The sequence below is a fragment of the Mycobacterium sp. NGS59 genome (genome assembly GCF_059812345.1).
The window spans coordinates 65,825-78,206 of sequence record NZ_JCALCN010000013.1 but is presented as its reverse complement, the minus strand read 5'-3'; the positions used below and the strand labels follow the sequence as shown (position 1 = coordinate 78,206).

Sequence of the window (12,382 nt, the reverse complement as noted above, 5' to 3'; positions counted from 1 at the left end):
GCGTCAGAGCTTGGCCAGGTCGTACTCGCCGATGCGGTCGATCAGGACGCGCAACTGATCCTGGGTGGAACCCAAGGTGTTGTCGATCGCGGTGAGTCGCGCCGTGTAGTGCCCCACCGGGTATTCGGCGGTCATCCCGATGCCGCCGTGCAATTGGATCGCTTCCTGCCCGATGTGCCGGCCGGAGCGACCGACCTGCAGCTTGGCGCGGGCGGCGATCACCGGGTCGTAGTTGCCGTCCGCGATCGACATCGCGGCGTACAGGTTCATGCTGCGCGCTAACTCCAGTGACACGTACATGTCGGCCGCACGCTGGGTCAGTGCCTGGAATTTGTTGAGGGTGACCCCGAACTGCTTGCGGGTCTTCAGGTAGTCGGTGGTCAATCGCAGCGCTTCCTCCATCGCGCCCAGCGCTTCGGCGCACAACGCCGACTGGATCCGGATGACGGCGTTGCCGATGGCTCCGGAGACATCAGCGGCATCCTCACCCAACGGTTCGGCCGCGGCCTCCTCGAAGTCGATCTGGGCGCCGCGCTGGCCGTCGAACGTGGGATAGGACTTGCGCTTGACCGTGTCCGCGTCGACCAGGAACAGGCCGGTGCCGCCGTCGGGCAATGCCGCGCTGACCACCAGAGTCTGGGCGCAGTCACCGGCCAGGACGGGGTTCTTGCGTCCACTGACCGTCCACGAATCACCTTGTCGCGCCGCGCGAGTGGTGATCTCGGCGGACGGGCTGCGGTGGCCGGGCTCGAGGTGGGCGAAGGCCAGCAAGCGCTCGCCGCCGGCGACCTCGTCCAGCAGTTCCTGCTGCGCGTCGCTGCCCAACTCGGCGATCAACGCCCCGGGTGCCAGCGCGGCATGCAGCACGGGTTCGGGTGCCAGGCGGCGTCCGATTTCGGTGAGCACCACCGCGATCTCGAGCTGACCGGCTTCGTCCGGGTCGAAGCCGAGACCCAGGATCCCGGTGTCGGCCAATTGGCTCCAGACTTCCCGGCTCCAGCCCAGTTCGGTGTCGATCACTTTGTTGCGGCTCTCGGTGTCGTAACTGCGCGACAGCAGCTCCCGGGTGGTGTCGCGCAGCAGCACCTGCTCTTCGCTCAACTGAAAGTCCATGACTGCCTCACAATCCGAGAATGGTGGACGCGATGATGTTGCGCTGAACTTCGTTGCTGCCGCCGTAGATCGAGGTCTTGCGGTAGTTGAGGTAGTGCGGCGCACTGGATTGCGCCCAGTCCGGCGACGCGATCCCGTCCCCGTCGACCGGTAGCGCGTCGGCACCGGCGACTTCCACCATCAGCTCGGTGGAGATCTGCTGCAATTGGCTGCCGCGCAGCTTGAGCACCGAGGAAGCCGGATTGGGTTTACCGCCCGAGGAACCCGAAACCACCCGGGCCTGGGTGAGTTCCAGCGCCAGCACCTCGTTTTCGGCTTCGGCCAGCCGAGCGGCGAACAGCGGGTCGTCGAGCAGTCCGTTCTTGGCGGCGTGCCGCTTCACTTCGGCCAGACGCACTTTGGTCCGGCCCACTTGGGCGATGCCGGTGCGCTCGTTGCCCAACAGGAACTTCGCATACGTCCAGCCCTGGTTCTCTTCTCCGACAAGCTGATTCGCGGGTACGCGAACTTCGTCGAAAAACACCTCGTTGACTTCGACGCCGCCGTCGATCAGCTTGATCGGACGCAGAGTCACCCCCGGTGTGTCCATCTCGAAGAGCAGGAACGAGATACCGGCCTGACGCTTGGGCGCCTGCGGGTCGGTACGGACCAGGCAGAAGATCCAGTCCGCGTACTGGCCCAACGTCGTCCATGTCTTCTGACCGTTGACCACGTAGCTGTCGCCGTCGCGGACCGCGGTGGTGCGCAGCGAAGCCAGGTCCGAGCCGGCTTCGGGCTCGGAGAAGCCCTGGCACCACCAGATGTCCAAGCTGGCGGTCGGAGGCAGGAAACGCTGTTTGATCTCGTCCGATCCGAACTCGGCGATCACCGGTCCGACCATCTTGGTGTTGAAGTTCAACGGCTCCGGAACGCTGGCGAGTTGCATCTCGTCGGTCCAGATCTGCGACTGGGTCGGCGTCCAGTCTTTGCCGCCCCATTCGACGGGCCAATTGGGTACCGCGAGTTCGTTTTCGTGCAGCAGCTTGTGATTGGCGACGATCTGCTCGCGGGTCAGCGACTTGCCTTCCCGGACCCGGTCCCGGATCTCGGCGGGGACCTGGGTGGTGAAGAAGGTCCGAAGTTCGTCGCGGAACGCGGCTTCCTCAGATGTGAGTGCCAGCTTCATTGGCAGCCTCCTTTGTCCGGGTGACCGCCGGGACGGGGGCCGCGGCAGTCCTGCACTGCACGTTAGGCGCTGCGTGGCGGCAATCCTCAACCGGGTAGTGCGCAGTCGAAGCCAACACGGCGTCAGCGGCGGCGGCGCCGCCACCACAGCAGGCCGACCAGCGCGATGCCGGCTATCGAAGCCGCCAGCACGATCGTCGGCGTGGCGGCTTCCACCTTCTCCTTCGCCCGCTCCGGCACGTCGACCTTGGCGGCCAAGGCCTCGACGGTGTCGCCCAGCTGGGCGCGGGTCTGGTTGATGTCGGCCCGCAATTCGACGATGTCGGCGTCTGGTCCCGGTTCGGGTGGGGTGGGCTCAACTCCGGTCATGGCGGGCGTCTTTCACTTGCTGGATGTCCTTCTTGACGCTGGCGACGGTCTGCGGGGCCGCCGGTGTCGCTTCTTTGACCTGGCGTCTGCTGACCAGCGCCGCCACCCCGGCCATCGCGAACAGCACGGCGGCCACGATCAGCGCCGCCGCCCAGGTCGGCACAACCAACGCCAGCCCCGCGATAGCGGACGCGATCACACTGGCCAAACCGAAAAACCCCAGCAGTCCCGCCGCGCCGAACAGGCCGGCGCCGGCGCCGGCGTGCTTGGCCGACTCTACGAGTTCCCGCTGCGCCAAACGCATTTCGTCGCGGACAAGGCGTGATGTCTGCGAGGAGAGCTGCGCCAGCAACTCGCCGATCGAGGCATCCTCGGGCGTCGCATTCACGCTCATCGGTGCATCCTCCGTTCTACTGGTCGCCCACCGGCGCGGACATCAGCCCGCTGGCGGCGGTAATCAAAACCAGGCCCATGGCGACCCGGCTACCCGCGAGATGGGCCGCCAAACCTGCTCGACAACGGGCTTTTCCACAGTTTCGTATCGATCCACAAGCGGGCCGTCCGGCGGGTGCGGCACGGCCTGGACGACGGTGGCCGCGCATACGGTCGCGACATGCGAACAGAACTCCCCGCCGAGCGGCTGCAGCGACGGCTGGCCGGCAATCCGGATCCCGAACCAGACGACGATGCCGAAGCCGATGTGGAAGACGACGACCAGGACGACCCGAACTCGCTGTTGCCGCGGTGGATTCCCGACCCGTCGAAGGGTCGAGGCTGGTTGGACAGGGTGCGGGCGGATCCGGGACGGTCCGGTGCCATCGCGCTCGCGGTGATCGCCGCGCTGGCGGTGCTGATCACGATCTTCACCCTGGTAAGCGATCGGCCGTCGCCGGTTACTTCGGCGAAACTGCCACCGGTAGAACGGGTTTCGTCCGCACGGTCGTCGGCTGGCACCGCTCCGCCGGCCGGACCGGTGGTGGTCAGCGTAGTGGGACTGGTACACAAGCCGGGCTTGGTCACATTGGCACCGGGCGCGCGCATCGCCGACGCGCTGCAGGCCGCCGGGGGCGCGGTCGACGGTGCGGACACCGTCGGCCTGAACATGGCCCGCCCGCTCGGTGACGGCGAACAGATCGTCGTCGGGCTGGCGCCGCCGTCGGGCAAACCCGCGGTGCTCGGCAGCTCCGTCGGCACCGGCAGTCCCGCCGGGCCGCCCGCCTCAAGCGTGCCGCCGAGCTCAGGCAAACCGAAGGCGCCGCGGGAGGCGCTCGACCTGAACAGCGCAACCGTCGAGCAACTGGACGCGCTGCCCGGGGTGGGTCCGGTCACCGCCGCAGCGATCCTGTCGTGGCGCCAGACCCACGGCAGGTTCACCACCGTCGACCAACTCGCCGAGGTCGACGGCATCGGCCCGGCGCGGTTGGACAAACTGCGCGCCCTGGTACGTGTCTGACCGCGGGGCGACCGGCGGTGGGGACGGTTCCGGACCCGCCGGCACCGCTGGACGTGCGGCTGGTCCCGGCGGCGCTGACTGGGTGGGTGGTGACGGCCGCCGGGATCGTCTGGCCGATCGGCCGGTCGCTGTCGGGATGCTGTGTTGTGCTCGCGGTCGGTGGGGGCCTGCTGTGGTGGCGGATGCGGCGCGATCCGCGGGCACGGACGGCCGCGGTCAGCGCCGGCCTGGTGGCGGTCGGTGTGGTGGGAGCCGGATACGGCCTGGCGATCGCGCTGCGCACGGACGCGGTCGGGCACCACCCGATCACCGCGGCGTTCGGCACCGTCGCGCCGGTGACGGTGACGCCCAGCGAAAGCGCACTGGCGCTGGGACGTAGCCGGTTGATGTTCCGGGCAACCCTGCAACGGTTGCATGACGACGAATCCTCCGGTCGCGTGGTGGTTTTCGCGCGGGTGCCGGAAGGCGGCGGCGAGTTCGACGAGCTGATGGTCGGTCGGCCGGTGCGGTTCACCGCACGCATCACCCGTCCCACCCGCCATGACCTGACGGTCGCGGTGCTGACCGTGACAGGGCAACCGACCATGGGGAGTGCGGGCTCGGTGCAGCGGGCCGCCCAACTCGTTCGCGATCGGTTCGGCACGGCCGTGCACCAGGTGTTGCCCGCTGACGAGGCCGCCATGTTGCCCGCCCTGGTTCTCGGTGACACCGCGCTGGTCGGCGCGGCTACCAGCGGCGAGTTCCGTGCGGCGGGCATGACGCACCTGACCGCGGTATCGGGAGCCAACGTCACGATCGTGTGCGCGGCCGTGCTGCTGTCGGCACGGTTGATCGGGCCGCGGGCCGCCGTGGCGCTGTCCGGGCTGGCGTTGGTGGCATTCGTGATCGTGGTGCAGCCGACGGCCAGTGTGTTGCGCGCCGCCGTGATGGGCGCGATCGCGCTGGCAGCGATACTGTCCTCGCGGCGGCGACAAGCCATGCCGGCGCTGGCGACCTCGGTGCTGGTGTTGCTGGCCGCGGCTCCGCACCTGGCGGTCGACCTGGGCTTTTCCCTGTCCGTGGTGGCGACCGGCGCGTTGGTTGTCGTCGCGCCCGCCTGGTCACGGCGGCTGGTGGGCCGAGGCTGTCCGAAACCGCTGGCCGACGCCCTCGCCGTCGCCGCGGCGGCTCAGGTCGTGACCGCCCCGCTGGTCGCGGCGATTTCCGGCCGGTTCAGCCTGGTCGCAGTGGTCGCCAACCTGGTGGTGGCGCCGGTGATCGCGCCGATCACGGTGCTCGGCACAGCCGCAGCGGTGTCAGCCGTCTGCTGGCCGGCCGTAGCGCAGCTGCTGATCCGGTTCACCGGGCCGGAAGTGTGGTGGGTGCTGCGCGTCGCGCACTGGGCTGCCGGGGTGCCGGGCGCCGGCGTGCCGGTGCCGTCGGGTGTCGCCGGCCTGGTCGTGGTCGGTTGCAGCAGCGTGCTGGTGGCTGCGATGTGGCGGTGGCGCTGGTTCCGCCTGGCCGCGGGTTCGGCGGTGGGAACGGGCACCTTTTGCCTGGTGGCGTGGTGGCTGTCTCGAGCGGTCCAACCCCATGGTTAGGAATCAGGGGCTGGGTGCAACCGCGGCCTCGTCGATACCCGGCACATCCCCGACGATTTCTTTGATCTTCGCGACGAGCGCGGCTGGTGTAGTGAAGTCGTATTGCTGGCCGTTTATCCTGACCGTCGGCGTGGCGCGGATGCCCGCGGCGTCGGCGGCCGAGGTGACCTTCGACAGGTACTTTCCGCTGTCGATGCAATCCGGGACCGTGCCGGCCGCGCCGGCTTGCCGGGCGAATTCGATCAACCACGCATTGTCGGGAAACGAGGTGCCGGTTTCCGACGGCTGAATGCCCTTGCTGAACAACGCGCCGTGAAATCGGCGGAACGCATCGACAGATTCATCGGCGACACACAGGGCAGCCGCGCCTGCCCGCGACGAATAGTTCTGCGTCCGCGCACTGTCGAGGATCGACACCATCGAATAGTCGGCGGCGATAGCGCCGATATCGATCAGTTTGGACACCGACGGCCCGAACGTCTGCTCGAAACGGCCACAAGCAGGACACAGGAAGTCTTCGTAGAAAGCCACCACGGCCTTGGGTTCAGTGGTGTCGGGGCGGGTGACCAGCGTGTTCGACGCCACCCGCACCGCAGAACTGGGAGGGGACCCGGCGTTTTGTCCCGATGCGGTCTGGGGCGACTCCGACGGCTGCTGCTTGCCCCAAAGATAAACGCCGATGGCCGTGACAAGCACTGCCACCAGGGCGACAGCGCCCGCGACGAGTGCCGCCCGTCCGGGGCTCAGTCCGTTCTTGTTCGCGGCTTGTCGCGGTGGCGCACTGGTGAAAACGTGCTGATTTGCCGGCGCGCTCGGTGCCCAGGTCGCCGGCATAGGACTGGCGGCGGGGGCTTGCGCCTGTCTGATGGGTGGCGGTGTCGGACCCGGCGGCGGCGGGGCGGTGGTGTCGCGAAGCGCCTGGCGGGCGGCGTTGGCCAACTCGCCCGTCGTCGCATACCGCTGATCGGGATCTTTGGCCATGCCCCGCGCGATGACGTCGTCGATGGAGGCTGGGATATGCGCATCGTTGGTCGAGGCTCGCGGTGGCGGGGTACTCAAGTGTGCTGCCACCAGTTGCGGGATGGTGTCGCCCGGGAACGGCGGCCTCCCGGTCAGGCACTCGAAGAGGACACAGGCGAGTGAGTAAATGTCGGCGCGGGCGTCCTCGTCGGCCCCGATGGCCAAGCGCTCCGGTGCGATGTAGTGGAAGGTGCCGATCGTGCTGCCCGTTTTGGTCATGCGCGTCTCGTCTACCGTGCGGGCAATCCCGAAGTCGATCAGATAGGCGAAATCGTCTTCGTCGAGCAGCACATTGGCGGGTTTGATGTCGCGGTGCAGCAACCCGACCCGATGGCCGGCGTGCAACGCTTTGGCCACCTGGCTGACGATCTCAACTGCCCGCGCCGGATCCAGCGGTCCGTCGGCGAGCAGGCTGGCCAGGTCGCGGCCCTCAATCAGCCGCATTTCCAGGTAGAGACGGCCGTCGATCTGACCATAGTTGTGGATCGGGACGACGTGCGGGCTGTTCAGCCGGGTGGCCGCGTGAGCTTCCCGACGAAATCGGCGCTGGAACTCCGCGTCGTCGGACAGGTGCGCTGACAACACTTTGATCGCCACGACTCGGTCGGTCTCGGTGTCGTAGGCGCGCCAGACCTCGCCCATGCCGCCGCGGCCCATCAATTCGACCAAGCGGTAGCGCCCGAACTTCGTTTCCGCCACACCAGCCTCCTAGGATCCGCGGCCCGCGGAACTCCCGACGACCAACCGAGGACAACTGTCGCATGTCCGACTCGCAACCGCGGCTGTCGCAGGCTCGTGACACCATCGTGGCGTGAGCGAGGTTTCGCCGTTGCACCTTGTCCTGGGGGAAGAGGAACTGCTGATCGAGCGGGCCGTCGCGCAGATACTGCGGTCGGCCCGACAACGCGCGGGCACCGGAGCCGAGACGGGGATAGCCGATGTCCCGGTGAACCGGATGCGGGCCGGCGATGTCAGCACCAACGAGCTCGCCGAACTGCTGAGCCCGTCCCTGTTCGCCGAGGAGCGAATCGTGGTGCTCGAGGCAGCGGGAGAAGCCGGCAAGGATGCGGCCACCTTGATCGCGTCGGCCGCCGCGGACCTGCCGCCGGGCACCGTGCTGGTGGTGGTGCACTCCGGTGGCGGCCGGGCCAAGGCGCTGGCGGGGGAGCTGCGGTCCCATGGCGCCCAGGAGCATCCGTGCGCCCGCATCACCAAGGCGAGCGAGCGCACCGACTTCGTCCGGCGCGAATTCCGCTCGTTGAAGGTCAAGGTCGACGAGGAGACGGTGACGGCCTTGCTGGACGCCGTCGGCTCCGATCTCCGTGAGCTGGCATCGGCGTGCTCGCAGCTGGTCGCCGACACCAACGGCTCAGTCGATGCCGCCGCGGTCCGGCGGTATCACAGCGGCAAAGCCGAGGTGAAGGGATTCGACATCGCCGACAAGGCGGTGACCGGCGACGTCGCGGGTGCCGCCGAGGCGCTGCGCTGGGCGATGATGCGCGGCGAACCGCTGGTGGTGCTGGCCGACGCGCTGGCCGAGGCCATTCACACGATCGGGCTGGTGATGGCGCAGTCCGGTGACCCCTACCGGCTGGCCGGGCAGCTGAAAATGCCCCCCTGGCGGGTGCAGAAAGCGCAGAAGCAGGCCCGGCGCTGGTCGCGCGATCGGTTGGCCGTCGCCATGAAGGTGGCGGCAACCCTCAACGCAAATGTCAAAGGGGCCGTCGCCGACGCCGACTACGCGTTGGAATCAGCGGTGCGTGAGGTCGCCGAATTGGCGGCAGACCGGAACTGAGAGCTCAGCCGAGCTTGTGCAGCGCGCGGGCCAGCGCCGACTTCTTGTTGGCGGCCTGGTTCTTGTGGATCACGCCCTTGCTGGCCGCCTTGTCCAATTTGCGGCTCGTCGAGACCAGCAGTTCGGCGGCCTTCTCCTTCTCACCGGCATGGGCCGCCTCACGGAACGCGCGAACAGCCGTGCGCAGCGAAGACTTCACCGACTTGTTGCGCAGCCGGGCGCGCTCGTTAGTGCGGTTGCGCTTCTGCTGCGACTTGATGTTGGCCACGCGTGAATTCCTTAGTCCGTTTCGATTTGGCTTTGCTCGGGGTACCCCTGCAACCCGACAGCGACTGCCCAGGTTATCAGTCGGTTACGTTTTCGCCCAAAACAGTAATTCTGGGTCTGCCGAGCTAGGGGGATTGAGGCAGAGTGACACAGGTGAGTCTTGCCAACCAGGTCGAACCACCGAGGGGGCGGCCCAGCGTCCGTTCCGAACGCATCTTCCAGGGTTACAACACCTCAGATCCGGTGTACGCGCTGGCCTTCGACGAGATGTTCGACGCACAGGGCAACGTTCGCGGCCCCTACAAGGGCATCTACACCGAGTTGGCGCCCACCGATGCGTCGGAGTTGAAGGCGCGCGCCGACGCATTGGGCCGGGCGTTCATCGACCAGGGCATCACGTTCTCGCTCTCGGGTCAGGAGCGCCCGTTCCCGTTGGACCTGGTCCCACGGGTGATCTCGGCCGCTGAATGGACCCGTTTGGAACGCGGCATCACCCAGCGCGTCAAGGCACTCGAGATGTACCTCGACGACATCTACGGCGACCAGGAGATTCTGCGCGACGGCGTCATCCCACGGCGGTTGATCACCTCCTGCGAGCATTTCCACCGCGAGGCGGTCGGCATCGTCCCACCCAACGGGGTGCGGATCCACGTCGCCGGCATCGACCTGATCCGCGACGAAAAGGGCGACTTCCGGGTACTCGAGGACAATCTGCGCTCCCCGTCGGGGGTGTCGTACGTTGTGGAAAACCGGCGCACCATGGCGCGCGTTTTCCCCAACCTGTTCGCCACCCACCGGGTGCGCACCGTCGATGACTACGCGTCACACCTGTTGCGGGCGCTGCGCAACTCGGCGGCCACCAACGAGGCCGACCCGACTGTGGTGGTGCTCACGCCCGGCGTCTACAACTCGGCCTACTTCGAGCACTCCCTGCTGGCCCGCCAGATGGGCGTCGAGCTGGTCGAGGGGCGCGACCTGTTCTGCCGCGACAACCAGGTGTACATGCGCACCACCGGGGGAGAGCGCCAGGTCGACGTCATCTACCGGCGCATCGACGACACGTTCCTGGACCCGCTGCAGTTCCGGGCCGACTCGGTGCTGGGGGTAGCCGGGCTGGTCAACGCCGCCCGCGCCGGCAACGTCGTCATCTCCAGTTCGATCGGCAACGGCGTCGGCGACGACAAGCTGGTCTACACCTACGTGCCGACCATCATCGAGTACTACCTGGGGGAGAAGCCCCTGCTGGCCAACGTCGACACGTATCGCTGCTGGCTCGACGACGAGCGCGAGGAAGTCCTCGACCGGATCCACGAGTTGGTGGTCAAGCCGGTGGAGGGCTCGGGCGGCTACGGCATCGTGTTCGGCCCCGAAGCCTCCGACAAGGAACTCAACGCCCTGGCCAAGAAGATCCGCGACGATCCGCGGGCCTGGATCGCGCAACCGGTGATGGAGCTGTCCACCGTGCCGACCCGGATCGGCGACTCGTTGGCGCCGCGCTATGTCGACCTGCGCCCGTTCGCGGTCAACGACGGTGACGACGTGTGGGTGCTGCCCGGCGGCCTGACGCGCACGGCTTTGGTCGAGGGATCCCGGGTGGTCAACTCCAGCCAGGGCGGCGGGTCCAAGGACACCTGGGTGCTGGCGCCCCGTACGTCGGTGGCCGCTCGCGAGCTGGGGCGGGCTCAGGTGGTGCGCTCGCTGCCGCGGGCCGTTCCCGAGCCCCGCCCGGACCATGCACTGTCATCGGTTCATCAGCCGCAGGACGAGCAGCAGCAACAGCAGAAGGCGGTGGACTGATGCTCGCCCGCAACGCCGAAGCCTTGTATTGGATCGGGCGCTACGTGGAACGTGCCGATGACACCGCGCGCATCCTGGACGTGGCCGTACACCACCTGCTCGAGGATTCCAGCGTCGACCCGGACCGGTCCTCCCGATTGTTGCTCAAGGTGCTGGGCATCGAGCCCCCCGAGCACCGACTGGACGTCTGGTCACTGACCGACTTGGTCGCGTTCCGGCCCAACACCGAGGGCGGCTGTTCGATCGTCGACGCGATCTCGGCGGCACGCGAAAACGCAAGGTCGGCAAGGGAAGTCACCTCCAGCGAAACCTGGGAGTGCATCAACACCACTTACCACGCGCTGCCCGAACGCGAACGCGCGGCCAAACGCCTTGGGCCGCACGAGTTTCTGTCGTTCATCGAGGGCCGCGCGGCGATGTTCGCCGGTCTGGCCGACTCCACGCTGTCCCGCGACGACGGCTACCGGTTCATGGTGCTGGGTCGCGCGATCGAGCGGGTAGACATGACGGTGCGGTTGCTGCTGTCCCGGGTCGGTGACAGCGCGTCGTCGCCCGCCTGGGTGACACTGTTGCGTTCGGCGGGTGCGCACGACACCTATTTGCGCACCTACCGCGGCGCACTGGATGCGGCGCGGGTGGTGGAGTTCATGTTGTTGGACCGGCTTTTCCCGCGCTCGGTCTTCTACTCGCTGAAACTGGCCGAACACAACCTGGAAGAACTCCTGCACAATCCGCAGAGCCGGGTCGGCGCGACCACCGAAGCCCAGCGACTACTCGGTCAGGCGCGCAGCGAGTTGGAATTCCTGCAGCCGGGAGTGCTGCTCGAGACGCTGGAGAACCGCCTGGGCGGTTTGCAGAGAACATGCCGCGAGGTAGGAGATGCGTTGGCGCTACAGTACTTTCACGCCGCTCCGTGGGTGGCTTGGACGGATGCCCGACAGCGTGGCGAACTCGTGCAAAGCCAGGGAGACTCCTGATGTGGCGGATGCGGGTGGTGCACAACACCGGGTACGCATACCAGTCGCCGGTGACGGCGTCCTACAACGAAGCCCGGCTGACGCCGCGGTCCAACACCCGGCAGAACGTCATCCTCAACCGAGTCGAGACCATCCCGGCCACCCGGTCCTACCGCTACATCGACTACTGGGGGACCGCGGTCACGGCCTTCGACCTGCATGCGCCGCACACCGAGCTCACCGTGACGTCCTCGTCGGTGGTCGAAACCGAACCCCCTGAACCGCCGGCGGAGAAGGCCAGTTGGAAAGAACTGGAATCGATGGCCGTGATCGATCGGTTCGACGAAGTGTTGCGCCCCACCGACTACACCCCGACCAGCAAACGTGTTGCGGCCGTGGGTAAGCGGATCATCAAAAATTATGATCCCGCGGAAGCCGCCGTCGCAGCGTCCCGATGGGCGCGCAGCGAGTTGGACTACCTGCCCGGCACCACCGGTGTGCAGTCGTCCGGGCTGGATGCGTTGGAACAGGGCAAAGGGGTATGCCAGGATTTTGCGCACCTGACCCTGATTCTGTTGCGCAGCATGGGGATTCCGGGACGGTATGTGTCGGGGTATCTGCACCCCAAACGCGACGCCGCGATCGGCAAAGCCGTAGCCGGACGCAGCCACGCCTGGATTCAGGCCTGGACCGGTGGTTGGTTCAACTACGACCCCACCAACGACACCGAGATCACCGAGCAGTACATCAGCGTGGGCGTCGGCCGGGACTACGCCGACGTGTCACCGCTGAAAGGTATCTACTCCGGGCTGGGAGCCACCGATCTCGACGTGGACGTCGAAATCACCAGGCTCGCCTAGCCGGGGCC

At 67.3% G+C, this 12,382-nt stretch carries 12 protein-coding genes; 6 read left to right on the top strand and 6 right to left on the bottom strand.

Annotation, left to right across the window (positions count from 1 at the left end; all coding sequences use genetic code 11):
* Positions 1–3: 3 nt before the first annotated feature.
* The 4 genes from AC5Y46_RS15920 to AC5Y46_RS15905 all read right to left on the bottom strand — a co-directional run bounded on the left by AC5Y46_RS15920 (position 4) and on the right by AC5Y46_RS15905 (position 3,040).
* Positions 4–1,113: an acyl-CoA dehydrogenase family protein gene (locus AC5Y46_RS15920; RefSeq protein WP_499945175.1), complete on the bottom strand. Its 1,110-nt coding sequence runs from the start codon at positions 1,111–1,113 to the stop codon at positions 4–6.
* A gap of 7 nt (positions 1,114–1,120) precedes the next feature.
* On the bottom strand, positions 1,121–2,278 hold the full coding sequence (locus tag AC5Y46_RS15915; protein WP_499945176.1) for an acyl-CoA dehydrogenase family protein: 1,158 nt from the start codon (positions 2,276–2,278) through the stop codon (positions 1,121–1,123).
* A 122-nt stretch (positions 2,279–2,400) separates the two neighbouring features.
* Positions 2,401–2,646, bottom strand: coding sequence for a DUF3618 domain-containing protein (locus AC5Y46_RS15910; RefSeq protein ID WP_499945177.1), 246 nt, complete (start codon positions 2,644–2,646; stop codon positions 2,401–2,403).
* Positions 2,633–3,040 carry a phage holin family protein gene (locus AC5Y46_RS15905; RefSeq protein ID WP_499945178.1) on the bottom strand — a complete coding sequence of 136 codons (408 nt, stop codon included), beginning with the start codon at positions 3,038–3,040 and terminating at the stop codon, positions 2,633–2,635. Before AC5Y46_RS15905 ends, AC5Y46_RS15910 begins: the two co-directional genes overlap by 14 nt.
* 219 nt (positions 3,041–3,259) lie before the next feature.
* Between AC5Y46_RS15905 and AC5Y46_RS15900 the strand changes: the two genes are divergently transcribed.
* Both AC5Y46_RS15900 and AC5Y46_RS15895 read left to right on the top strand, forming a co-directional pair.
* Positions 3,260–4,099 carry a ComEA family DNA-binding protein gene (locus AC5Y46_RS15900; RefSeq protein ID WP_499945179.1) on the top strand — a complete coding sequence of 280 codons (840 nt, stop codon included), beginning with the start codon at positions 3,260–3,262 and terminating at the stop codon, positions 4,097–4,099.
* Positions 4,100–4,116: 17 nt separating this feature from the next.
* Complete coding sequence (locus tag AC5Y46_RS15895; RefSeq protein WP_499945180.1) at positions 4,117–5,679, top strand: ComEC/Rec2 family competence protein; 1,563 nt, start codon at positions 4,117–4,119, stop codon at positions 5,677–5,679.
* A 3-nt stretch (positions 5,680–5,682) separates the two neighbouring features.
* Here AC5Y46_RS15895 and AC5Y46_RS15890 read toward each other — a convergent pair whose 3' ends face one another.
* Complete coding sequence (locus tag AC5Y46_RS15890; protein ID WP_499945181.1) at positions 5,683–7,398, bottom strand: serine/threonine protein kinase PknE; 1,716 nt, start codon at positions 7,396–7,398, stop codon at positions 5,683–5,685.
* 112 nt (positions 7,399–7,510) lie between these two features.
* Here AC5Y46_RS15890 and holA point away from each other — a divergent pair, with 112 nt between their 5' ends.
* Positions 7,511–8,494, top strand: a complete 984-nt coding sequence (holA, locus tag AC5Y46_RS15885; protein ID WP_499945182.1) for a DNA polymerase III subunit delta — start codon at positions 7,511–7,513, stop codon at positions 8,492–8,494.
* A gap of 4 nt (positions 8,495–8,498) precedes the next feature.
* Here holA and rpsT read toward each other — a convergent pair whose 3' ends face one another.
* Positions 8,499–8,762, bottom strand: coding sequence for a 30S ribosomal protein S20 (rpsT, locus tag AC5Y46_RS15880; RefSeq protein WP_499945183.1), 264 nt, complete (start codon positions 8,760–8,762; stop codon positions 8,499–8,501).
* A 143-nt stretch (positions 8,763–8,905) separates the two neighbouring features.
* On the opposite strand from rpsT, the gene AC5Y46_RS15875 reads away from it, so the two are divergent.
* From AC5Y46_RS15875 to AC5Y46_RS15865, 3 genes are read left to right on the top strand one after another with little or no spacing between them, the layout of a single operon-like run.
* Positions 8,906–10,558, top strand: coding sequence for a circularly permuted type 2 ATP-grasp protein (locus tag AC5Y46_RS15875; protein WP_499945184.1), 1,653 nt, complete (start codon positions 8,906–8,908; stop codon positions 10,556–10,558).
* Entirely contained in the window at positions 10,558–11,535 is a 978-nt protein-coding gene (locus tag AC5Y46_RS15870) for an alpha-E domain-containing protein (RefSeq protein WP_499945185.1), read from the top strand. The genes AC5Y46_RS15875 and AC5Y46_RS15870 overlap by 1 nt, the downstream gene beginning before the upstream one ends.
* Positions 11,535–12,374, top strand: coding sequence for a transglutaminase family protein (locus AC5Y46_RS15865; protein ID WP_499945186.1), 840 nt, complete (start codon positions 11,535–11,537; stop codon positions 12,372–12,374). The genes AC5Y46_RS15870 and AC5Y46_RS15865 overlap by 1 nt, the downstream gene beginning before the upstream one ends.
* The last annotated feature ends 8 nt before the right edge of the window (positions 12,375–12,382 follow it).